Origin of the sequence: Cyanobium sp. NIES-981, assembly GCF_900088535.1 — a bacterium.
Taxonomy (GTDB): domain Bacteria; phylum Cyanobacteriota; class Cyanobacteriia; order PCC-6307; family Cyanobiaceae; genus NIES-981.
This window is the reverse complement of sequence record NZ_LT578417.1, coordinates 637,027-659,374: the sequence shown is the minus strand read 5'-3', so window position 1 is coordinate 659,374 and position 22,348 is coordinate 637,027. Positions and strand designations below refer to the sequence as shown.

21 protein-coding genes are annotated in these 22,348 nt (G+C 69.5%); 8 read left to right on the top strand and 13 right to left on the bottom strand.

The window, feature by feature from the left end:
• From CBM981_RS03425 to thrS, 8 genes are all read right to left on the bottom strand, one after another.
• A complete protein-coding gene (locus CBM981_RS03425; RefSeq protein WP_087067268.1) occupies nucleotides 1-981 on the bottom strand; it encodes a hypothetical protein in 981 nt (326 codons plus the stop codon).
• 13 nt (nucleotides 982-994) lie between these two features.
• A complete protein-coding gene (locus CBM981_RS03420) occupies nucleotides 995-1,591 on the bottom strand; it encodes a DOMON-like domain-containing protein (RefSeq protein WP_087067267.1) in 597 nt (198 codons plus the stop codon).
• Nucleotides 1,591-2,769 (bottom strand): phosphotransferase enzyme family protein, encoded by a 1,179-nt coding sequence (locus CBM981_RS03415; RefSeq protein ID WP_225867509.1) that lies wholly within the window; start codon nucleotides 2,767-2,769, stop codon nucleotides 1,591-1,593. Before CBM981_RS03415 ends, CBM981_RS03420 begins: the two co-directional genes overlap by 1 nt.
• Nucleotides 2,770-2,778: 9 nt before the next feature.
• Nucleotides 2,779-4,908 (bottom strand): M3 family metallopeptidase, encoded by a 2,130-nt coding sequence (locus CBM981_RS03410; RefSeq protein WP_087067265.1) that lies wholly within the window; start codon nucleotides 4,906-4,908, stop codon nucleotides 2,779-2,781.
• 51 nt (nucleotides 4,909-4,959) lie between these two features.
• Nucleotides 4,960-6,588 carry an NAD(P)H-quinone oxidoreductase subunit 4 gene (locus CBM981_RS03405; protein WP_087069164.1) on the bottom strand — a complete coding sequence of 543 codons (1,629 nt, stop codon included), beginning with the start codon at nucleotides 6,586-6,588 and terminating at the stop codon, nucleotides 4,960-4,962.
• A gap of 77 nt (nucleotides 6,589-6,665) precedes the next feature.
• Nucleotides 6,666-7,637 carry a homoserine kinase gene (gene thrB / locus CBM981_RS03400; RefSeq protein WP_087067264.1) on the bottom strand — a complete coding sequence of 324 codons (972 nt, stop codon included), beginning with the start codon at nucleotides 7,635-7,637 and terminating at the stop codon, nucleotides 6,666-6,668.
• Nucleotides 7,638-7,665: 28 nt separating this feature from the next.
• On the bottom strand, nucleotides 7,666-8,664 hold the full coding sequence (glk, locus tag CBM981_RS03395; RefSeq protein ID WP_087067263.1) for a glucokinase: 999 nt from the start codon (nucleotides 8,662-8,664) through the stop codon (nucleotides 7,666-7,668).
• A gap of 2 nt (nucleotides 8,665-8,666) precedes the next feature.
• Nucleotides 8,667-10,400: a threonine--tRNA ligase gene (gene thrS / locus CBM981_RS03390; RefSeq protein WP_225867622.1), complete on the bottom strand. Its 1,734-nt coding sequence runs from the start codon at nucleotides 10,398-10,400 to the stop codon at nucleotides 8,667-8,669.
• Nucleotides 10,401-10,581: 181 nt separating this feature from the next.
• Here thrS and CBM981_RS03385 point away from each other — a divergent pair, with 181 nt between their 5' ends.
• A complete protein-coding gene (locus CBM981_RS03385) occupies nucleotides 10,582-10,977 on the top strand; it encodes a DUF2605 family protein (RefSeq protein ID WP_087067261.1) in 396 nt (131 codons plus the stop codon).
• The gene (locus CBM981_RS03380; protein WP_087067260.1) at nucleotides 10,977-11,411 is read left to right on the top strand and encodes a TM2 domain-containing protein; all 435 of its coding nucleotides are present in this window, start codon (nucleotides 10,977-10,979) and stop codon (nucleotides 11,409-11,411) included. The genes CBM981_RS03385 and CBM981_RS03380 overlap by 1 nt, the downstream gene beginning before the upstream one ends.
• 16 nt (nucleotides 11,412-11,427) lie before the next feature.
• Here CBM981_RS03380 and CBM981_RS03375 read toward each other — a convergent pair whose 3' ends face one another.
• From CBM981_RS03375 to CBM981_RS03355, 5 genes are all read right to left on the bottom strand, one after another.
• Nucleotides 11,428-12,042 carry a muramidase gene (locus CBM981_RS03375; RefSeq protein WP_369801682.1) on the bottom strand — a complete coding sequence of 205 codons (615 nt, stop codon included), beginning with the start codon at nucleotides 12,040-12,042 and terminating at the stop codon, nucleotides 11,428-11,430.
• Nucleotides 12,043-12,490: 448 nt separating this feature from the next.
• Nucleotides 12,491-13,528, bottom strand: a complete 1,038-nt coding sequence (gene trpS, locus CBM981_RS03370) for a tryptophan--tRNA ligase (protein WP_087067258.1) — start codon at nucleotides 13,526-13,528, stop codon at nucleotides 12,491-12,493.
• 5 nt (nucleotides 13,529-13,533) lie between these two features.
• Entirely contained in the window at nucleotides 13,534-14,055 is a 522-nt protein-coding gene (locus CBM981_RS03365) for a hypothetical protein (RefSeq protein WP_225867508.1), read from the bottom strand.
• A gap of 16 nt (nucleotides 14,056-14,071) precedes the next feature.
• Nucleotides 14,072-14,578 carry a hypothetical protein gene (locus CBM981_RS03360; RefSeq protein WP_157665315.1) on the bottom strand — a complete coding sequence of 169 codons (507 nt, stop codon included), beginning with the start codon at nucleotides 14,576-14,578 and terminating at the stop codon, nucleotides 14,072-14,074.
• The gene (locus CBM981_RS03355) at nucleotides 14,571-15,524 is read right to left on the bottom strand and encodes a cation diffusion facilitator family transporter (protein WP_225867507.1); all 954 of its coding nucleotides are present in this window, start codon (nucleotides 15,522-15,524) and stop codon (nucleotides 14,571-14,573) included. Before CBM981_RS03355 ends, CBM981_RS03360 begins: the two co-directional genes overlap by 8 nt.
• Nucleotides 15,525-15,616: 92 nt before the next feature.
• Here CBM981_RS03355 and CBM981_RS03350 point away from each other — a divergent pair, with 92 nt between their 5' ends.
• The 6 genes from CBM981_RS03350 (at nucleotide 15,617) to CBM981_RS03325 (ending at nucleotide 22,338) form a co-directional block, all read left to right on the top strand.
• Nucleotides 15,617-17,053: a YcjF family protein gene (locus tag CBM981_RS03350; protein ID WP_225867506.1), complete on the top strand. Its 1,437-nt coding sequence runs from the start codon at nucleotides 15,617-15,619 to the stop codon at nucleotides 17,051-17,053.
• Between the two features lie 161 nt (nucleotides 17,054-17,214).
• Complete coding sequence (psbA, locus tag CBM981_RS03345; RefSeq protein ID WP_087067255.1) at nucleotides 17,215-18,291, top strand: photosystem II q(b) protein; 1,077 nt, start codon at nucleotides 17,215-17,217, stop codon at nucleotides 18,289-18,291.
• Between the two features lie 298 nt (nucleotides 18,292-18,589).
• Nucleotides 18,590-19,495 (top strand): metal ABC transporter substrate-binding protein, encoded by a 906-nt coding sequence (locus CBM981_RS03340; protein ID WP_225867620.1) that lies wholly within the window; start codon nucleotides 18,590-18,592, stop codon nucleotides 19,493-19,495.
• Entirely contained in the window at nucleotides 19,492-20,286 is a 795-nt protein-coding gene (locus CBM981_RS03335; protein WP_087067253.1) for a metal ABC transporter ATP-binding protein, read from the top strand. The genes CBM981_RS03340 and CBM981_RS03335 overlap by 4 nt, the downstream gene beginning before the upstream one ends.
• 22 nt (nucleotides 20,287-20,308) lie before the next feature.
• Nucleotides 20,309-21,169, top strand: coding sequence for a metal ABC transporter permease (locus CBM981_RS03330; protein ID WP_087067252.1), 861 nt, complete (start codon nucleotides 20,309-20,311; stop codon nucleotides 21,167-21,169).
• On the top strand, nucleotides 21,166-22,338 hold the full coding sequence (locus tag CBM981_RS03325; RefSeq protein ID WP_087067251.1) for a DUF4336 domain-containing protein: 1,173 nt from the start codon (nucleotides 21,166-21,168) through the stop codon (nucleotides 22,336-22,338). The genes CBM981_RS03330 and CBM981_RS03325 overlap by 4 nt, the downstream gene beginning before the upstream one ends.
• The last annotated feature ends 10 nt before the right edge of the window (nucleotides 22,339-22,348 follow it).

Here is a 22,348-nt window from a genome sequence, read left to right as displayed (position 1 = left end):
TCAGCGTCGTCCGGTCTGGCGCCGGGCATAGCCCTGCCAGGCCCGGATCACCTTCAGCGGCAGCGCCGCCAGCTTCAGGCGCAGCAGCACCAGGGCTGCCCCCAGCCCATCGGCCTGGCCGCGGGCATGGCGGGCCATCAGGGCCTTGAAACGGCCGTGGTAGTGCACGCACAGCAGCCGCAGCCGCTGGCCGTTGTCCCGGCGGAAGGCGTAGGCGCAGCCGTTCTCGAACACCAGCCGTTTCCAGGGGCGCACCAGCAGCGGCAGGGGATTCACCGCCTCGAAGCCGCGGATGTGCTCGATGCAGCTGTCGTAGATCGCCCCATCGGTGCCCAGGCGCTCGCGGATCAGCACCGGCCGGTCGGTGGCCAGGGTCCAGGCATGCCAGAGCGACATGTCGGAGATCCAGTGGCGGCCCAGCTTCTTCTGGTTGCGCCGCTTCAGGGTCTCCAGGCTGGCTTCGCTGGCGTAGGTGGCACTCACCAGGCTGCAGAACTCCTCGAGCGCCTCCCGTTGCTGGATGAAGGTGCAGTGGGGCAGGGCCCGGTGCTGGTCCCAGTGGTTCAGGGCCACGGCATAGGCGCTGCAGCGCATGGCTTCCTCGGCGGCGTCGCAGAACAGCAGCACATCCGAATCGAGGGCCAGCACGCGATCGAGCCCCTCCCGTTCCATCACGGCCAGCAGCACGAACCAGCGTTCGATGCAGAAGCGCTCCCACAGCAGACTCTGGGAGGGGCTGTGGTGGCGGTAGTCGCGCAGGAACCGCTCGTAGCCAGGGCTGCGGGGCAGGCTGTCGATCGCCACGAAGCGGTCCACCGCAATGCCGGCATTGCTGGCATCACCCGCCAGCACGATCGGCACCCCCGGATTGGTGCGGCGCGCCTGCTGCAGGCACACCGCCAGGTAGGGACTGGCGGAGCGGTGCACCACCACGATCCCGAAGCGCCCCTGCGGAGCCGGTGGCCCGCTTGCGGCGCTCAACGCAGTCGGGGGATCACAACAGCTCTCCCCGGCTCCACTGCCGCCGGTCGTGAAAGTCGGCGGCGGCGGCGGGATGGCGCAGGGCCCAGTGGCTCAGGCCGCCATCCAGGTTCTCCAGCACGGCGCTCACCTGCCAGTCGATCGCCCTCACCCCGTGCCAGCTGGAAGGCAGCGGGCAGCGCAGCTCCAGCTGGAGGGCTTCAGGGCCGATCCGGCAGTGGAAGGGCAGGCTGCGGTACTCCGCCGCCGGACGCAGTCCCTGCCTGTAGGCATCCAGGGCGTAGACGTTCCACGCCCCATCCGGAGCGAGGTTGAACTCCAGGTAGTGGGGCTGGCCGGCGGGAGCCAGGAAGCATTCCAGGCAGGTGTGCTCCCACAGGCCGTCGCGCCGTGCGCCCTCGCCGGGCCCGCCCGCGACGCCGGCCGGTGGCCGGGGCAGGGCCAGGCCGGCGAGGCCATGGTGCTCAGGTTGGCTGCGCACGTCGAATGTCAGCTCCAGCACCAGCCCGGTGCCGCCCGGCTCGGCGGCGCCCACCCGGAGCCGGCCACCGATGGTGACGGCCGGCGCAGCCGCCTCGAAGGGAACGAGCGCGAACACCTGCCGTTCCATCAGCGCAGCTCCTCGATCACGGCCCGGATGGCAGGCTCCTGGGCCTCGATGCTCTCGGTGAGACGGAACTGCACCAGGGCCCGCTCCAGGTTGTGGCGCGGATGGCTCACCTTGAAATAGCGGTTGCCGGCCAGGTGATCGGTGAAGAACCGAAGGCCCAACTCAAAGCTGATCAGTCGCCCCGCCACATAGAGATGGTCGAAATCCGGGGGGGTGAGGAATCCCCGGGCCTGGTCCAGATAGCCGTCCAGGATGGCGCGGCAGCGGTCGAGATCGAACACCACAGCGTCCAGGTCGCGGCATTCCTCCCCTGCCGGATTGCAGCCGGAGCGCAGGCAGTCGCCGATGTCGTAGTGCACCAGGCCCGGCTTCACCGTGTCCAGATCCACCAGGGCCACGGCGCGGCCGCTGGTGGCATCCAGCATCACGTTGTTCACCTTCGGATCGCCGTGAATCGGCCGCAGCTGCAGCACCCCGGCAGCCTTGGCCTGCTCCAGCACCCCTGCCAGGTCCCGGCGCTGCTCCACGAAGGCGATGCAGTGGCGCTCGTCGGCGTCGAACCGCCGCTCCGGGGAGCTGCTCTGCAGGTTGGCCCGCACCCGCTCGTAGCTGGCCAGGTAGGCCGGTGTGATGTGGAACCCCTCCAGGGTGTCGGCCAGCTGGGCGCAGGGCAGGTCGTGGATCAGCCGGTGGAAGGTGCCCAGGCCCCGCCCCAGTTCGGCCGCGTGGTCGAGGCTGAGCACCGTGTCGTGGGTGGTGGCCTGATCCACGTGGCTGATCAGGCGCCACACTCCGCTCGGGACTTCCAGCTGAAACGCCTGCCCGCCGGGCTCGCCGTGGGACTCCGCTGCCTCAGCCCGCAGCGGGATCGCTTCGGGCAGTTCCCAGCGCTCCCTCTGCGGCCCGGACGGTGCCCCTCGGCCGGCCACGTGGCGGTTCAGCGCCACGATGTTGGCCATCACCAGCTCCGGGCGGGGGAACACGTGGGTGTTGAGCCGCTGCAGCACGAAACGCTGGCCGCCAGCCGTCTCCACCCGGAACGTGTCGTTCACATTGCCGTTGCCCAGGGGTTCCACGCTGGTCACCGCCGCCGGCAGGGCGAAGTGTTCGGCGATGCCGCGCAGGTCGGTCATGGAGGACTCCATCGCCCCATCCTGCCCAAGGGCCTGCGGCGGCATCGGCGCAGCTCAGCCGGCGGCGGCCGCCACCGAGCTCAGACCCGAATGGCGGATCAGGGCCTCGCTGCTGGGCTGGCGGCCCCGGAACGCCTCGAACACCTCCGCCGGGGAGCGGCTGCCCCCCAGGCTCAGCACGGTGTCGCGGAAGCGGCGCCCGGTGGCCACGATGGCCTCCTCCTGCTCCAGCCCCACCTCCTCGAAGGCGCCGAAGGCATCGGCGCTGAGCACTTCCGCCCACTTGTAGGAGTAATAGCCGGCCGCGTAGCCACCGGCGAAGATGTGGCTGAAGGCGCAGAGGAAGGCATCCTCCGGAATCGGCTCCAGCACCGTGGTGGTGCGGGCAATTTCGCGGCGCAGCTGCTCCGGGCTCTGGCCGCATTCCGGTGTCCAGCGGCTGTGGAGCCGCAGGTCGGTGAGGGCGAAGTGCACCTGCCGCAGGGTGGCGGTGCCCCCCATGAAGGTGCGGGCCGCCAGCAGTTTGCCGTATTCGCTCTCCGGCAGGGGCTCGCCGCTCTGCCAGTGGCGCGCCATGCCCATCAGCGTGGCGCGGTCGTAGCACCAGTTCTCCATGAACTGGCTGGGAAGCTCCACCGCATCCCACTCCACGTTGTTGATCCCGGCCGCCTGGGGACGCTCCACGGTGGTGAGCATGTGCTGCAGGCCATGGCCGAATTCGTGGAAGAGGGTCTCCACCTCCTCGAAGGTCATCAGGCTCGGGGTGTCGCCCACCGGCGGGCTCTGGTTGCAGACCAGGTAGGCCACCGGCAGCACGGGCTCTCCGGATGGGGTGCGGGAGCGGCCCAGGCACTCATCCATCCAGGCGCCACCGCGCTTGCTGCCGGGCCGGCTGTAGGGATCGAGGTAGAACCCGGCCAGCGGCGATCCGCTGCCGGCATCCAGCACCCGGAAGTAGCGCACATCGGGGTGCCACAGGGGGGCCTCCCCCTCGGTGCTCACGATGCGGATGTCGAAGAGCCGCTGGCAGAGGCCGAACAGGCCCTGCAGCACCTGCTCCAGCGGAAACCAGGGGCGCAGGGCCTCGGCATCGAGCTCGAACGATTCCTGGCGGAGCACCTCGGCCCAGTAGCTCACGTCCCAGGGCCTGAGATCGTCGGCTTCGGGGGCGCCATGGCGCCGGGCGCAGGCCTTGAGGGCCTCGATCTCCGCCTCGGCCACCGGGAATGCCGCGGCCCGCAGCTCCTCCAGGAGCTGCTCCACCTCCGCCACGGAGCCGGCCATCTTGGTGGCCAGGCTCACCTCGGCCCAGTCGGCGTAGCCCAGGCGGCGCGCCTGCTCCCTTTTGAGGGTGAGGATCCGTTCGATCAGCGGGCCGTTGTCGAGATCGCCGCTGGCGGCCCGGCTCACATGGGCCCGGTACACCTGCTCGCGCAGGTCGCGCCGCTGGCTGTACTTGAGGAACGGCATCACCCGGGGCATGTCCAGCCCCAGGCGCCAGCCCTCCTCACCCGCTTCGCGGGCGGCCTGGGCCAGCAGCTCCCGCAGGCTCGCCGGCAGGCCCGCCAGTTCCTCCTCGCTGGTGAGGGTGAGGCTCCAGCCGTTGGTGGCATCGAGCACGTGGTTGCCGAACGTATTGGCGAGGCTGGCCAGCTCGGCCGTGGCGGCATTGAAGGCCTCCTGCTCGGCCCCCTCCAGCCCCACACCCCGCAGTTGCATGTCCAGGCGCTCGGCCTCGAGGATTCGCAGCTGGGTGGCATCGAGGTGTTGGGGCTCGCCCGGCTGGCTGGCCGCGTGCTGGCTGGACAGCCGCTCCAGGGCGCGGTAGATCGGGCGGCTCTGACCGGCGCGGCTGCCGAAGGCCACCACCGCCGGCTGCTGCTGCTGGTAGGCCTCGCGCAGCTCGGGGCTGTTGCACACCCCGTGGAGGTGGCTCACCACCCCCCAGCTCCAGCGCATTCGTTCCCCCAGCCATTGCAGCGGGTCCATCACGGCGTCCCAGCTCAGCTGACAGGCGGGCTGGGCCAGCTGCTCCTCGAGCCGACTCTCCAGCGCTGTGAGCTCAGTGTGGAGCTCCTCCAGCAGCTGGGGGATGGCACGGCTGATCTGCTCAGGCGTGATCGCTTCGAAGGCCGGCAGTCCCCGGCCGGCGAGCAGGGGCTGAAGAGCGGTGGCGTTGCCCATCCACGGGATTCGGTTGGAGCCATTCCAGCGGATGAACGCCGGGGCCGTGGTTCAGCCCAGGGCGGGCAACCGCCCCAGCGTGAGGCTGGTGACGCTCGCCAGCTGAGTGGCCAGGGCATTGGTGCTGGCTTCGTAGAAGTCGATGGCCACCCGCGGCCAGAAGCCGATCACCAGGGTGGGCACCAGCAGGGTGAGCCCGATCAGCAGCTCGCGGGGCTTCATGTCGCCCACCACCGCCAGCGCCGGAATCCTGGGACCGAAGAACACCCTGCGGCACAGGCTGAGCAGATACACCGGGGTGAGCACCAGGCCGATGGCGGCGAGCACGATGGTGATCACGCGGAAGCCGATGGTGAAGCCGTCGTTGGCGGTGATGCCCAGAAACACGGTGATCTCGCTCACGAAGCCGCTCATGCCCGGCAGGGCCAGGGAGGCGAGCGAGCTGGCCAGGAAGAAGGCGAAGGTGATGGGCAGCACCTTGGCCAGGCCGCCCATGTTGGGGATCGAGAGGGTCTTGGTGCGCTCGTAGAAGACGCCCGTGACAAAAAACATGGCGGCGGCGATCAGGCCGTGGCTGATCATCTGCAGCATCGCCCCGCTCATGCCGAGCGCGTCGACGGCGCCGATGCCCAGCAGCACGAAGCCCATGTGGCTCACCGAGCTGCAGGCGATGCGCCGCTTCACGTTGTCCTGGGCGAAGGCATTGAGGGCGCCGTACACGATGTTGACGATGCCCAGCACGATCAGGGCCGGGGCCAGGGTGAGATGGGCTTCGGGCAGCATCTGCACGTTGAAGCGCATCAGGGCGTAGCCGCCCATCTTGAGCAGCACCCCGGCAAGCAGCATCGACACCGGCGCGTTCGCCTCCCCATGGGCATCGGGCAGCCAGGTGTGCAGCGGGAACATCGGCAGCTTCACGCCGAAGCCGATCAGGAAACCGGCGTAGCAGAGCAGGCCGAACACGCCTCCCGGGCTGCGGGCTGCCAGCTCCGAGAGGTTGAAGCTGAAGCTGTCGCCCGAGAAGGCCAGGGCCAGGCCGCTCACCAGGATCAGCAGCGACGCGGTGGCGGTGTAGAGGATGAACTTGGTGGCGGCGTACTGGCGCTGCTGACCGCCCCAGATGGCGATCAGCAGGTACACCGGAACCAGCTCCAGCTCCCAGGCCAGGAAGAAGAGCAGGAAGTCCTGGGAGAGGAACACCAGGCCCTGGGCGGAGGCCTGCACCAGCATCAGGGCGAAGTAGAGGCGGGTCTTGCGGTTGATGTTCCAGCTGGCGGCCACCGACAGCAGGGTCACCAGGCCCGAGAGCACCACCAGCGGTGCCGACAGCCCGTCAGCCCCCAGCGACCATTCCAGACCGAGGGCGGGCACCCAGCTGACCCGCTCCACCAGCTGCAGGCCACTGCTGCTGCCGTCGAACCGCTGGCTGAAGCACACCAGCATCAGCACCAGATCCACCAGCAGGGTTCCCAGGGCCAGGGTGCGGGGCCAGCGGGGATCGCTGCCATCGCCCGGCAGCAGGGGCATCAGCAGGGCCATGGCCGCCGGCAGCAGCACGATCAGGCTGAGCCAGGGGAAGGCGGCGGCGGCGGCCAGGGCTCCGTTCAACGGCTCGGGCGTGGCCATGGTCCCGGCAGGGGGCGGGATGGACGCGGCCAGCAGAGCCAGATTCGCGTCCATCCCGATCCCCATGACGTTGTGGTGCAACTTATCAGTCTCGCGATGGTCACTGGGTAGATGTACTCAGTCCAGGCTGCTCAGCTTGCGCCGCCCGGGGCCGTCACCCGGTCGGGGAGGGGCTGCCAGTGGCTGCCCTCCTGCTGCACCTGGAGCACCTCCGCCCGGGATTCCACCCCGGCGTGGTACCAGGCCCGCACCATGGCCCGCCGCACTCCCTCGGCCGCCTCGCCCGGACAGAGGGCCAGCAGACTCGGACCGGCGCCACTGATCACACACCCCCACGCCCCGGCCTCGAGGGCGGCCTCCCGCACCTGGCGGCCGCCGGCGATGAGGCCCCAGCGGTAGGGCTCGTGCAGCCGGTCGTGCATGCCGTCGGTGATCAGGTCGCCGTTGCCCGTGCGCAGGCCCTGCAGCAACAGCGTGAGGGCCCCCAGGTTGGTCACCGCGTCTCCCACCGGGATGGCCTTGGGCATGGCGCGACGGGCTTCGCTGGTGGTGAGCCGGATCGCCGGGATGGCCACCACGGCCACCACCTCGGGCGACCACTCGCAGCGCACCACCCGCCAGCGGTGGGAGGCCGCCTTGGCGGTCATGCACAGACCTCCCACCAGGGAGGGCACGACGTTGTCGGGGTGGCCCTCGATGTCGATGGCGAGCTCCAGCAGTTTTTCCTTGCTGAGGGGCTCACCCACCAGGGCATTCGCCCCCATCAGGCCGGCCACGATCGCCGTGGCGCTGCTACCGAGGCCCCGGGCGGGGGGCACGGCCAGCCGCACCCGCGCCTCGAGCCCCACCGGTTCCTCCTGGGCCTCTTTCCACACCCTCTGGGCGGAGCGGTACACGAGGTTGTCCGGCCCGCCGCGCAGGTGGGAACCTTCAGGTCCCTCGATGATGAGGTCGAAGCGGGAGATGCCCCCCTCGATGCAGCGCATCTCGAACACGTTGTCGAGATCGAGCGCCGCCCCCAGGCAGTCGAACCCCGGCCCCAGGTTGGCGGTGGTGGCGGGCACGTGCACCACGACCCCTTGGCCGATGCGGGGGCGCACCATGGGACTGTCCACAACTGGGCCCAGTGTCTCAGCCCACCAGCATCCGGGCGCGGCAGGCGGCGCTGAACTGGCCGATCGCCGGATCGATCACCGCTGTGATCGGGATCGCTTCCAGCAGGCGGGACAGCCGCCCCTTGGCCAGAAAGGCCTGGCGGAAACGGTGGCTTCTCAGGGGTTCCAGCAGTTTGCCGGCGGTGCCTCCCGCCAGCCAGATGCCGCCCCTGGCCAGGGCCCCCAGGGCCAGGTCGCCGCACACGCTGCCGTAGGCCTCCAGCCAGAGGGCCAGGGCCTCGCCCGCGAGGGGGTCGCCCCCTGCGGCGGCTGTCGCGGAGGCGGCAGGCAGGTCGTCCCCGGCCTGGCGCAGGGGGTGGCAGCCCTCCGGGTCCCGCCGCTGGAGCAGCCAGCGGGTCACATGGCCCAGGCCGGTGCCGCTCACCACCCGTTCGATCGAGAGGCGCTCGAGGGCCAGATCCTGCTGCAACCACTGCTTGAGCTCCCACTCCTTCTGGGTGCGCGGGGCGAATTCCGCATGGGCCGCCTCGCTGGCCACGGCGGTGAGGCCCTCCGGTCCCGGCAGGCCGAAGGCCACGCCCAGGCCTGTGCCGGCCCCCAGCACCAGCAGGGGTTCCCCCGCCAGGGCGGAGCCTTCGTGAATGCAGGCCTGTTGCTGGGGCTCCAGGTGCGGCAGGCCGTAGATCAGCACGGCGAAGTCGTTCACCAGATCCACCCGGCCGATGCCGGTGTTGCGGCTGAGGCCGCATTCCGAGAGTTGCCACGGCAGGTTGGTGAGACGGGCGCGGTCGCCCTCCACCGGCCCGGCCACGGCGAAGCAGGCGGCGGCCGGCACCTGCTCGCTGCCCAGGAAGGCCCGCACCATGGGCGCCAGGTCGGGCCACTCGGCCGAAACGTAGCGGTGGCTGTGCACCAGCTCCAGCTGCTGGCCCCCCATGGTGTAAAGGGCCAGCAGGGTCTTGGTTCCGCCGATGTCCCCCGCCAGCAGGGTGGTGGGCTGCCCGCCTGGATCCACGGTCAGCTCGCCGCGGTGCCGGTGGTCTCCAGCATCAGCCTTGCGGCGCGTTCCCGGTTGGCCCGGCAGGCGGAGGCCAGCAGGATGGATGCCGCCACGCAGCCCAGATCGCCATCGCGCCGGCTGCGCAGGCTCACGGCTCCCGCCTCAGCCTCCTTGGCACCGATCACCCCCAGAACGGGGATCTTCATCCGCTCGCCGTTGCGGATCAGCTTGCCGAGGCGATCACCGGAATGGTCGATGCTGGCCCGCACCCCGGCGGAGCGCAGCCGGCCCAGCAACTCCTCGGCGTAGGGCCGCACCTCGTCGGTGACGGGCAGCAGCCGGATCTGTTCCGGTGCCAGCCAGAACGGGAAATCGCCGGCGTAGTTCTCGGTCATGATGCCGAAGAACCGCTCCAGCGAGCCGAAGATGGCGCGGTGGATCATGATCGGCCGCTGCCGGGTGCCGTCGGCGGCCACGTACTCCAGGGCGAAGCGCTCCGGCAGGTTGAAATCGAGCTGGATGGTGGAGCACTGCCACATCCGGCCGATGGCATCCTCGATCTTGAGGTCGATCTTGGGGCCATAGAACGCGCCGCCCCCCTCATCGACCCTGTAGGCCCAGCCCTTGCGGGTGAGCGCCTCGATCAGGCCCTGGGTGGCCAGCTCCCACACGGCGTCCTCGCCGATCGACTTCTCCGGGCGGGTGGAGAGGTGGATCTCGTAGCTGCGGAAATCGAAGGTGGAGAGGATCTGCTCGGTGAGATCCAGGATCCGCAGGATCTCATCGCCGATCTGCTCCGGCAGGCAGAACACGTGGGCGTCGTCCTGGGTGAAGCCCCGCACCCGCATCAGGCCGTGCATCACGCCAGGCCGCTCGTAGCGGTACACGGTGCCCAGCTCGGCCCAGCGGATCGGCAGCTCGCGGTAGCTGCGCAGCGTGCTGGCGTAGGTGAGCACGTGAAACGGGCAGTTCATCGGCTTGAGCTGGTATTCCCGCTCATCCACCTGCATCGGCCCGAACATGCTCTCGCTGTAGAAGTCGAGGTGGCCCGAGGTCTTCCAGAGGCCGATGTCGGCCACGTGGGGGGTGTAGAGCAACTCGTAGCCGGCCGCGAAGTGCGCCTCCCTCCAGAAGTTCTCGATCTCCAGGCGCATGCGGGCGCCCCGGGGGTGCCAGAACACCAGGCCAGCCCCGGCCTCGTCCTCGATCGAGAACAGGTCCAGATCGGTGCCGAGGCGGCGGTGGTCCCGCCGCAGGGCCTCCTCCTTGCGGCGCTGGTATTCCGCCAGCTGCTCGGGCGTTTCCCAGGCGGTGCCGTAGATGCGCTGCAGCTGGGCCCTGGTTTCATCACCGCGCCAGTAGGCGCCCGCCACGCTCTCCAGCTCGAACGCCTTCGGGTTCAGTTCGCCGGTGTTGGCCACGTGGGGACCGGCGCACAGGTCCCACCACTCCTCGCCCAGGGTGTAGAGCGTGATGGGCTCGGTGATGCCCGCCAGGATCTCGAGCTTGTAGGGCTCGTTCTGGGCCTGGATTCTCGCCTCGGCCTCGGCCCGGCTCACCTCGAACCGCTCGAGCGGCAGCTTGCGGTTGATGATGCGGATCATCTCCTTCTTGATGGCCTTGAGGTCGGCCTCGGTGAAGGGGTCGGGGCTGTCGAAGTCGTAGTAGAAGCCGGTCTCGGTCCAGGGGCCGATGGTGACCTGGGCCTTCGGAAACAGCTTCTGCACCGCCATGGCCATCACATGGCTCATGGAGTGGCGGATGCGCAGCAGGGGCTCGCTCTCGCTCGTTTTCGGCAGAGCCAGCGGTGCCCCATCCACCGGGCCGGCCGCCGTCGCATCCTGGTGGTGATGGGATGCGGGCGCGGAAGCGGGCACGGGGGATCGAGGATCGGCGAAGTCTGATCCTACGCAGCCCTTCTAGGCTGGCCCCATGAGCCCCTCCTCATCACCACAGGAGCCCGCCGCCGATCTGCTCGACCATCTGCTCGGGTCGCTGCTGGCCGATTTCCGGGTGTGGTTCAGCCGCGGCGAGCTGCTGCTGGATCTCTGCCCGGACCAGGTGATGTCCCCCCAGGACCGCCGTGCCCTGCGCCAGCGGCTTGCCGAAGCGAACGGCCAGCTGGCCGCGGCCCTCAGCCTGCGGCAGGCGGCTCCCGTGCCCATGGCCCTGGGGATGGATTCGTTGGCGCCCTGGCATCAGCTGGTCATGCAGCTGTGGTCCCTGTCCGCCCGGCTGCGCAGCAGCGGGGTTGACCTGCCGCCGATGGTGTGGCCCGAACCTCCCGCCATGCCCGGCGGCCTGCTGCCCCCCGAACCGCGCGGCTGATGGCCCTGGAGCAGCGCCGTCACCTCGGCATGGCCTACCTGCTCTGGGCGCTGGGCCTGTTGGGAGTCTGCGGCGTGCAACGGCTCTATGCCCGCAAGCCATGGAGCGGCACGCTCTATCTCCTGACCTTCGGGCTCTGTTTCATCGGCCAGCTCGTTGACCTCTGGCTGATGCCTGAACTGGTGGAGCAGGCCAACACCCTGCCTCTGCTGCGCCGCGGCCGCTCCGGGGTGTCCACCGAACGCCAGCTGCTCCTGCTGGCCCGCCAGCGGGGGGAACGGGGCTTCACCATCAACGACGCGGTGCTCAGCCTGGAGGAGCGCGATGCGCTGGAGAGTGAGGAGCTGCGGGTCGTGATCGAACGCCTGCTCCATGCCCACCTGCTCGATGTGGGGAACGATGAACGCGGAAGGGTGATCTACCGCGAGCCCTAGCGGGCCTTGGCGGGCCCTAGGCCTGGACCCTGCTCTCGGCCTGCCGGGCCCGGGCCAGGGCCCCCTGGTAGAAGCGGCTGAGTTCCTGCACGCTCTTCACCGGCTGCCCGTAGTAACTGCCGCCGTGGCGGGCCGGCAGCGAGGCCCATTCGGGGGCGAGACGGGCCATCACCTCGGCGCCGAGTCCCTGCCGATCGAACAGGCCCAGGGCACGGCGACGCTGCACGAGGTACAGGGCGGCCTGGTCCTGGTTGTGGGGTTCGAAGCTGCGCAGGCCCAGGCGGCGGGACACCTCGCGCCAGGTGTGCGGCAGAAACTGGTAGGCCCCGGCAGCGGCGCTGGTGTAGCGGCGGCGCACCGTGATCTCCGGGTGGCGCTCCAGGCTGTGGAACAGCTGGCCGCCGTACAGCACCCGGTACCCCTCGGGCCGCCCGTCTTTCCAGGTGCCTTCGGCGTAGCGGATGGTGTCCAGCAGCGCCCGGCGCTCCGGCGTGATGGTGAAGGGCCCTGCCGAGGTCCGAACCGCCACGCGCGTGGCCGCCGGCAGCTGGCTCTTGGCGGGGTCCAGGCGGGCGGGGCCACCGGGCAGCTCGGCGGAAGCCGCCAGGGTGGTGGGGAGCGCGGCTGCCAGGCAGAAGGCGATGGCCAGGGGACGGCGGGTCGCGGTCTGGAGGAAGGGGGTCGTCAGTCAGGGATCAGGCGAGTCGCCACACCCTGCTGATCCGTGCCGGGCCGCAGCCACACCCCTGGCTGGGGAGTTGACAAGTGACACATCTTATGCGCAGGCAGCAGGATCGTGGTGAGGACGCCTCCCCGAGGGTCTCCCGCACAGGCCTGGCGGAGCCAGCGGCAGCTGGGGGACAGCCGGGCCACCAGGCCTCAGGCGCGGAGCCAATGATCAGTTCGGCTGATCGATCCTGTTGAAAGTGTTAAGAGAGGGAGGACGATGTTTTGGCGTGGATCGGCAGAAATGCCTAGGAAGAAGGCCGCGATTGGCCTACGGTTTCGTTCTGATGCCGGTTCGGCCAGGGCTGCCTGGACGGTTCGGTGATTGGCTGGCCCTTGCCGGCTGGAGCTGCTCAGGTCTGCGGGCGCGGCGGCAGGAAGCCCAGGCAGCGGTGCACGCGCTCCAGGGTGGCTTCCGCCACGGCTTCAGCCCGCTGGCGCCCTTCCGCCAGCACCTGCTCCAGGGCGCCGGGATCACGGCGCCAGGTGTGGTATCGCTCCTGCACGGGCGCAAGGGCCTCCACCATCACCTCGGTGAGCAGGGGCTTGAACCGTCCCCAGCCCATCTCCGCACACTCGTCGGCGGCAACGCGGCGGCCCTTGCCACTCAACAGCGCATAGAGGCCGAGCAGGTTGTCGGCCTCCGGCCTCTCGGGGTTGCCGAACTCCAGCCCCAGCGTGGCGTCGGTCCTGGCCCGCTTGATCTTCCTGCGGATCAGCTCGGGGGGATCCAGCAGCGTGATGCGCGAGCCCTCGTTGGGATCGCTCTTGCTCATTTTGCTGCGGCCGTCGGTGAGGCTCATCACCCGGGCGCCCTCCTTGAGGATCATCGGCTCGGGCACCTTCAGCACCGGCCGAGGTTCCCCGTCGGCTCCAGGGCTGCCGAAACGGGCGTTGATCCTCTGCTGGGCAATGTCGCGGGCCAGCTCGAGGTGCTGCTTCTGGTCTTCCCCCACGGGCACCAGATCGGCGTCGTAGAGCAGGATGTCGGCGGCCATCAGCACGGGGTAATCCAGCAGGCCCGCGGACACCTGGTCGCCCTGTTTCACGGCCTTTTCCTTGAACTGGATCATCCGCTCGAGCCAGTTGAGCGGTGTGACGCAGTTCAACAGCCAGCACAGGGCGCTGTGGGCACTCACATGGCTCTGCACAAACACGGTCGATTTCGCCGGGTCGATGCCGCAGGCCAGATAGAGCGCTGCCGTGGTGAGGGTGGACTCCGCCAGGGTGGCCGGATCATGGGGCACGGTGATGGCGTGCAGATCCACCACGCAGAAGAAGGTGTCGTGGCTGTCCTGGAGGTCGACCCAGTTGCGGATGGCCCCGAGCCAGTTGCCCAGGTGAAGGGCGCCCGTGGGCTGGACCCCTGAGAGAACCCTCGGCCGTGCCATCGACGTCAGTCCTCCTGGCGGGTGGCCGGTTCGTCAGCGGTGGTCGTGCTGGCCTCGGGTTCCGCAGAGGCCTCGACCGCAGCTGGCTGTTCGGGCGTGGGCTCGAGCGCGGCAGGCTCCACCGGTTCCGGCGCGGGTTTGGGCCGGCTCGGACGGGCGAAGGGGTCAATCCTCGCGCTCCGGTCGGTGCGAGAACCCCGTCCCTCACTTCGTGCTTCGCCCCTCCCCTCACTTCTTGCCTCACTTCTTCCCTCGCCGCGGCGGCCACCGCGGCCGGGGTCGCGGCTGCCCGCCTGACTGCGGGCCTCACTGACCAGCTCATCGAGTTTGCCGTCCTCCAGCAGCTGGGCCAGCGTGCGCACGCAGAAGCCCAGCACCGCCACCGTGGAGCGCAGCTGGAAGGCGTCCTGGACTGCCCGGGCCGCCCGCATCTCGTTGTCGCTCAGCCGGATCCGGAAACCGCCGGGCTCCCGGTTGCCGCCGGGTCTGCCGCCCTGGGGCGAGGAAGTGCTCGTCTCGTCAGCCATGGCGGCCATCTGGGAGTCAGGCGCAAGTGTGCCGCATCGGCTGGCACGAGGGCCCGAGCCACAGCAGCCGGTGTGGCTCGCGGCTGGCGCCCCTGGCGGTGAGCAGGATCGGCAGCGACCGTGGGCCGGGCTGCTCCAGCTGGCGGCGGTAACGGCTGATCAGATCCAGGTACTGCGCCAGGGTCCAGCCCCCGCCGTCCTGCCGCTGCCAGAAGGTGAGCTGGGCGGTCTGACAGGCCTGCTGGCCGAATTCCTCCCAGCACAGCAGCTGGGCCTGCCAGGGATCCTCCCCTCGCCTGAGCCGCTCGCGGTAGCGCACCAGTTCCGGAGCCTCCGTGCTGGTGTCGGGCGGCACCTGCCGGCAGAGCTCGGCCACGGGCACGGCCCGCAGCCGCAGCCAGCAGCGCTCGTGCACGACCACGGGCAGCTCGCCGTTCCAGCCTTCCGCCTGCTCGAGCACCAACTGCCAGGCGCGCAGCTGTTGCCACTGCTTGGGCGTGAATCGGGCCTGACCCTCAGCCATGGGCTCCATGAAAGGTGATCCGGTCGCTGGCGTACTCCCGGGGTTCCAGATGGATGCTGCAGCGCAGGGGCCCGAAGCGGCCGTCCAGGTGTTCCTCCACCAACTCACTGATCCGATGGGCCGTGGCCAGGTCGCTGGCTTCGACCACCAGGTGCATGTCCACGAACACCAGCTGCCCCAGCACACCACGGCTGCGGATGTCATGGACATTCAGCACCCCCGGCACGGCCAGCACAACCGCATGGATCGCCTCCGGCGCAATGGCGATCCGGTCCTCCAGCTCCGGAAGCAGTTGCTGGATCACCCGCCAGCACTGGCGTGACAGCAGCAGCAGCAGGGGCAGGGGCAGCAGCAGATCGAGCAGGCCCCTGCCCCGGCCTTCGGCCATCAGCAGGCCCACCAGCACCAGCCCTGAGGCCCCGTTCCAGACACCCTGGGCCTGGCTCCTCGCCCGCAGCACCGGATCGCCCAGCTGCCTGGCCCTCTCCCGCATCCACAGCCACAGGCCCAGCTGCATCACCACCAGCAGGGCCAGCAGAACCAGCCCAGCCGGAGCCAGCTGCAGTGCCGGCTGACCCTCCATCCCTCTGCCCTGCCAGCGGGCCAGGGCGGCCTGCAGGATCTCCACCCCGGCGAACAGCGGCAGGGCGCAGCAGGCGAGGGCGCCGAGCGCCAGGACCTTCTGGTGTCCGTAGGGGTGGTCGCGATCCGGACCAGCCACCCCCATCCCCTGATGCAGCAGGGCCACCAGGCTGGCCGCCCCATCCCCAAGCCCCAGCAGAGCATCGGAAAGCAGGCTGAGCGAGCCGCTCATCAGCCCCACGGCTGCCTTGGCCGCGCTGAGCACCAGGCCGAGGGCCAGAGCCCGGGAGAGGGTGCGGCGCACCACCGCTGTCCGCTGCGGCGGCCCGGGCGGTGTCTTCTGCTGCGGCCCCTGGCTCGCCACCGGACTGGCCTGCGACTGCTGTCACGCTATTGAGCTTCGGAGGGGCGTGCAGCCGCCGGGTGAGCTAAAGAGACTCAGCTCTTCCCGCCGCGTTGACGCCGCCACTGCCGTCCGGGCCAGACACCACCGCCTCGGCTTTCCCCCCGTCTCCTCCCCCGGCGCTGCGCCTGCTGGGCGGCGGCGTGTCCCGCTGGTGGCCCCTCGGCCTTGCTGTGGTGGGAGGCGGGGTGGTGCTGGATGGCCTGGGCCATCTCTCCCAGCTGCCCCTCGCCTCGGCCGGAACCGGCGCCCTGGGGCTGGCCGCGCTCTGGTGGTTCGGACGGCGCCCAGCCGGTCCGCCCTCCCCCGGGCGGGAGGATGTGACCGGCTGGCTGCGCCGGCTGGATGCCCTGCAGGGGCAGTTCCTCACCCTCGAAGCCGAGACCAGCGGCACGGTGGCAGGCGGTTCCGGCGCCGGCGTGGGGGCTCTGGAGCGCACGCGGGCCCTGGAGGCCCAGCGCCGGCTGATCGAGCGTCCCGGCCTCACCATCGGTGTGGCTGGAACCGCCCCGTTCGCGGAGGAACGCCGTCCCCTCCTGGCGGAGGGACTGCGTGGATCGGCGGCGATCACCCTGAACTGGGCCCATCCCCTGGCCAGCTGGAGCACCGACTGGGTGTGGCCCGAGCCCTTTCAGGCCGCCGAAGTTCTCCTCTACTGGCTGCGCACCCCGCTGACGGCGGCAGACCTGCGCTGGCTCGAGGCTCTGCCCGACGGCCTGCCTGCCTGGCTGCTGGTGGAGCACGGAGCAGATCAGGATCCGGAGGCTCTGCGCCAGGAGCTCACCGCCCAGCTGGCCCTCCGCTGCGACCACAGCCTGTTGCTGTGGGAGCCCGCCACCACGCCGCTGGCGGCGGTGCTGGCGCCGCTGGCGCGTCAGCTCGGCCGGGATGCCGCTTCCCTGCGCCGTCAGCGGCAGCTGCGTGGCCTGCGCAGCCTTCACGACAGCTGGCAGGCAGATCTCGAGACCCTGCGCCGCCAGCGCTTTCAGCTGCTGCAGCAGCGCACCCAGTGGCTGGTGGCGGCCGGAGTGGTGGCAGCCCCCCTGCCGAGCCTCGATGTGGTGGTGCTGGCCGTGGCCAACGGTCTGATGCTCCAGGAGATGGCGCGTCTCTGGCAGTGCCCCTGGTCGGGCGACCAGCTGCGGGCGGCGGCCACCGAGCTGGCCAAGGCCTCCCTGGCCCTCGGAGTGGTGGAGTGGAGCACGCAGATGCTGTGTTCCCTGATCCGCCTGCACGGCGCCACCTGGCTGGTCGGCAGCGCCGTGCAGGCGCTCAGCGCGGCCTACCTCACCCGCGTGGTGGGCCGGGCCATGGCCGATGTGCTCGCCCTCTCCGCCGGGGTGCGGGAGCCGGATCTGGAGCGGATCAAGCGGGAGGCCCCCCTGCTGGTGGCCCGCGCCGCCGAGGCGGAGAAGCTCGACTGGAATGGATTCCTGCAGCAGGGCCGCCAGTGGTGGTCGGCCCAGCGCCTGGCGGCCACCGGCGGCTGACCCCGCCATGACGGATTCGTTACGCGTGAAGTGAAGTTTCCCTAAGTAATCCCACGTTTCCTGTGATTACGGTCTCGGATCAGCCGCGTTGCGTAGCGTTTTCTGGAGCTCCCCTTGCAGGGAGCCCGTTCTCTTCCTGATCCGTTCCGGATCCTGATCCCATGACCACTGCTGTTCGCGGCAGCCGCGCAGAAAGCTGGGAAAGCTTCTGCCAGTGGATCACCTCCACCAACAACCGCATTTATGTGGGTTGGTTCGGGGTGCTGATGATCCCCTGTCTTCTGGCTGCCACCATCTGCTTCATCGTGGCGATGATCGCCGCTCCCCCCGTCGACATCGACGGCATCCGGGAGCCCGTGGCGGGTTCCTTCCTCTACGGCAACAACATCATCTCCGGTGCCGTTGTGCCTTCCAGCAACGCCATCGGCCTGCACTTCTATCCCATCTGGGAGGCCGCCAGCCTCGATGAGTGGCTGTACAACGGCGGCCCTTACCAACTGGTGGTGTTCCACTTCCTGATCGGCATCTCCTGCTACATGGGTCGCCAGTGGGAGCTGTCCTACCGCCTGGGCATGCGTCCCTGGATCTGCGTGGCCTACAGCGCCCCGCTCTCGGCCGCCTTCGCCGTGTTCCTGATCTATCCCTTCGGTCAGGGCTCCTTCTCCGACGGCATGCCCCTCGGCATCAGTGGCACCTTCAACTTCATGCTGGTGTTCCAGGCCGAGCACAACATCCTGATGCACCCCTTCCACATGCTGGGTGTGGCCGGTGTGTTCGGCGGCAGCCTGTTCTCCGCCATGCACGGCTCGCTGGTGACCTCCTCGCTGCTGCGGGAGACCACTGAGAGCGAGAGCCAGAACTACGGCTACAAGTTCGGCCAGGAGGAGGAGACCTACAACATCGTGGCCGCCCACGGTTACTTCGGTCGCCTGATCTTCCAGTACGCCAGCTTCAACAACAGCCGCAGCCTCCACTTCTTCCTGGCGGCCTGGCCGGTGGTGGGGATCTGGTTCACCGCCCTGGGGGTGAGCACGATGGCCTTCAACCTGAACGGCTTCAACTTCAACCAGTCGATCCTGGATGCCCAGGGCAAGGTGGTTCCCACCTGGGCCGACGTGATCAACCGCGCCAACCTGGGCATGGAAGTGATGCACGAGCGCAACGCCCACAACTTCCCGCTTGACCTGGCGGCCGTGGAGACCACCCCCGTGGCCCTCGCGGCTCCCGCCATCGGTTGAGTCGGCTCACGCTCCGGGATCGGCCGCACGGGATGGTCTCCCCTGCCTGATCGGTTCCCTGGCCCCCGCTGCGGCGGGGGCTTTTTGCTGCCGGCCAGAAGGTCCCGGCAGCCTTTGTTTCAGCCCCTATCGGCGTAGAAGCCACCGCCCGGAGGCCCGTGGGCGTTCTGTAGCGTTTTCAACACGATGCGAGGACGCACGGTTGACCGCCCCCAGGACCGCCCCCAGCACCGGAGCCCGTTTCAGCCGCTTCCGGGTCCTGGGGAGGGCTCGGGGCTGGGGTGCCGCCCTCGGCACCCTGCTGCTGGTCTCCTGTGCCCTTCAGCGGCCCGAGCCTCGCAGCCGCGACAGCGATGCCCGCCCGGTGGTGCTCACCACCTTCACGGTGCTGGCCGATCTGGCGCGGCAGGTGGCGGGTGATCGCCTGCGGGTGGAGTCGATCACCAAGCAGGGCGCCGAGATCCACGGCTACCAGCCCACCCCCAGCGACGTGGAACGGGCCAGCCGGGCAGACCTGATCCTGGAGAACGGGCTGGGCCTCGAGCTCTGGGCGCGCAGGTTCACCGCCGCCGCCGGTGACGTGCCCACCGTGACCCTCAGCGAGGGCCTCACGCCCCTGCTGATCGAGGAGGATGCCTACGCCGGCAAGCCCAACCCCCACGCCTGGATGTCTCCCCAGCGGGCCATGCACTACGTGGACCGGGCCACCCTTGCCTTCTCCCGCCTCGATCCCGAGGGTGCCCCGCTGTTCCGTGCCAACGCCGAGGCCTACAAGGCCAGGTTGCGCGCGTTGGATCAGGAGCTGCGTGCCAGCCTGGCCGCCATTCCTGCGGCGAGACGGGTGCTGGTGAGCTGTGAAGGGGCCTTTTCCTACCTTGCCCGCGACTACGGCATGCAGGAGGCCTACCTCTGGCCGGTCAACGCCGAGAGTGAGGTGACTCCCCAGCGCATGACCCGGCTGATCGCCACCATCCAGGAACGGCAGGTGCCCACGGTCTTCTGCGAGAGCACGGTGAGTGACAAGGCCCAGCGGGAGGTGGCCCGTGCTTCCGGAGCCCGCTTCGGCGGCACCTTCTACGTCGATTCCCTCTCCGGGCCGGACGGCCCGGCCCCCACGCTGCTGGACCTGCAGCGCCACAACGTGGGACTGCTCCTGCAGGGGCTCAGAGGCGCCCCGGCTCCGGCAGGGGGAAGCCAGCCATGAGCCAGGCCCGGCCGCCGGAGGGCAGCACACCCCTGAGGATCGAGGCGGACCAGCTCTGCGTGGATTACAACGGCATCCTGGCCTTGCACGACGCCAGCCTGCGGCTGGAGGCGGGGTGCATCTGCGGCCTGGTGGGCATGAACGGGGCGGGCAAGACCACCCTGTTCAAGACCCTGATGGGCTTCCTGCGCCCCTCCCGGGGCTACATCCGCATCAACGGTGTTTCGGTGCGGGAGGCCCAGCGTCAGCAGGCTGTGGCCTACGTGCCCCAGAACGAGAGCGTGGACTGTTCGTTCCCCGTGAGTGTCTGGGACGTGGTGATGATGGGCCGCTACGGCTCGATGAACCTGCTGCGCATCGCCGGAGCCTCCGATCGCGCCGCCGTGCGCCATGCGCTGGAGCGGCTCGAGCTGCTGGACCTGCGCCACCGCCCCATCGGCGCCCTGTCCGGTGGGCAGCGCAAGCGGGCCTTCCTGGCCCGGGCGATTGCCCAGGGGGCTTCGGTGCTGCTGCTGGACGAGCCGTTCAACGGCGTGGACGTGCGCACGGAACGGCTGATGGCGGAGCTCTTCTTCCAGTTCCGGGAGGAGGGGCGTTCGATCCTGATCTCCACCCATGACCTGAGCCATGTGAGGGATTTCTGTGACCGGGTGGTGCTGATCAACAAGACGGTGCTCGCCTACGGCGAGACCTCCGAGGTGTTCACGCCGGAGAACCTCGCTCTCACCTTCGGGGGCCTGCCGCCCAACCTGCTGACGGGCCCGGCTCCCTTCCCGGACAACGAGCGATGAGCCGAGCGATGAGCAACGAGCGATGAGTGTGCTGCTGACCGGCCATCCCCTGCTCACCTGGCTGCTGGAGCCGATCAGCCAGGGGTTCATGGTGCGGGCCCTGCTGGTGAGTGCGCTGGTGGGTGGGGTGTGCGGGCTTCTCTCCTGCTACATGACGCTCAAGGGCTGGGCCCTGATGGGCGATGCCGTGTCCCATGCGGTGATGCCCGGGGTGGTGCTGGCCTACGCCCTGGGGCTGCCGTTTGCGGTGGGAGCGTTTGTGTTCGGGGTGGGGTCGGTGGCCCTGATCGGGTTCGTGAAGCAGAAGTCGCGGGTCAAGGAAGACACCGTGATCGGACTGGTGTTCACCGGCTTCTTCGCGCTGGGGTTGGTGCTGGTGTCGAAAATCCGCAGCAACATCGATCTCACCCATATTCTCTTCGGCAACGTGCTCGGCATCTCCGCCGGGGATATCGCTCAGACGCTCGTGATCTCCAGTCTGGTGCTGCTGGTGCTGCTGGTGCTGCGCCGGGATCTGATGCTGTTCTGCTTCGATCCCACCCACGCCCGCTCGATCGGCATCAACACCGGGCTGCTGCACTACCTGTTGCTCTCGGTGCTCTCGCTGGCGGCGGTGGCCGGCCTGCAGACCGTGGGCATCATCCTGGTGGTGGCGATGCTGGTCACCCCCGGAGCCACGGCCTACCTGCTCACCGACCGGTTCGATCGCATGACCTTGCTGGCGGTGGCCAGCAGTGTGGTCTCCAGTGTGGTCGGGGTCTACATCAGCTACTGGACCGACAGCTCCACGGCCGGTTGCATCGTGCTGGTGCAGACCCTGCTGTTCCTGCTGGCCTTCGTCTTCGCTCCCCGCTACGGGATCCTCCACCATCACCGCCCGTGACCGCCCCGGCCGCCGAACAACGCTGGCCCTGGTGGCCGCTCCTGCCCCTCTACCCCTATGGCCGTAGGCACACCTCGGTGCGGGAACTGATCCCCGGCCAGGTGTGGAGCTTCGAGCAGCTGCAGGGTCTGCTCTACGTGGCCGTGCCGATCCGCATGACCGTGGTGCGTCTGCAGGAGGGCCTGCTGCTCTACGCGCCGCTGCCCCCCACCCGCGAGCTGCGCCGGCGGCTGCGGGAGTTGGAGCAGCGCCACGGCCCGGTGCGCACCATCGTGCTGCCCACCAGTTCGGGACTGGAGCACAAGCTGCCGCTGCCGGCCCTGGCCCGGGCTTTTCCGCAGGCCCAGGTGTGGGTGAGCCCACGCCAGTGGAGCTTCCCGCTCCGCCTGCCGCCGAGCTGGCTCGGCATCCCCAGCTCCCGCACCCGCATCCTGTTCGAGCAGGGGCTCCCCCATGCCGATCAGCTCCACTGGGAGCCCCTTGGCCCCCTGGATCTCGGCCTGGGCACCTTCATGGAAGTGGCCTGCCTGCACCGGGCCAGCGGCTGTCTGCTGGTCACCGATGCCCTGGTGGCCATCGGCGCCGAACCCCCCTCCCTGTTCGATGCCGATCCCACACCCCTGCTGTTCCACGCCCGTGACCGGGGCGACGAACCCCTGGAGGACACGCCCGAGCATCGGCGTCGCGGCTGGCAGCGGCTGGTGCTGTTCGCCTGTTACCTGAGGCCCGACCAGCTGCAGGTGCCGGGCCTGAAGGAGCAGCTGGCCCAGGCGATGGCCCCGGGGCTGCGGCGGCCGCGCAGCTACTTCGGCCTCTATCCCTTCCGCTGGTTGCCGGGCTGGCAGGACGAGTTTCGTGCTCTTGTGCCGCCTGGTCCGCTGAGCATTCAGGTGGCGCCGGTGCTCGAGCGTCTGGTCTTCCCCCGTTGCCGCGGCGCCCTGCTGGCGTGGATGCGGCGGCTGGCCGCTGTTGAGGGCATCAGCCAGCTGATCCCCGCCCACTATGAGGCTCCGGTGTCATGTGATGCCCCAACCCTGGCGGCCCTGGCCCACAGCCTCGAAACCAGACCCTGGGCGCCCGATGGGGGCAGCTGGCGCTTTCTGGCCCAGCTCGATGCCAGGTTGCTGCGATGGGGGGTGGTGCCGGAAACGCCGGACATGACCCCCTGACTGGAATTAA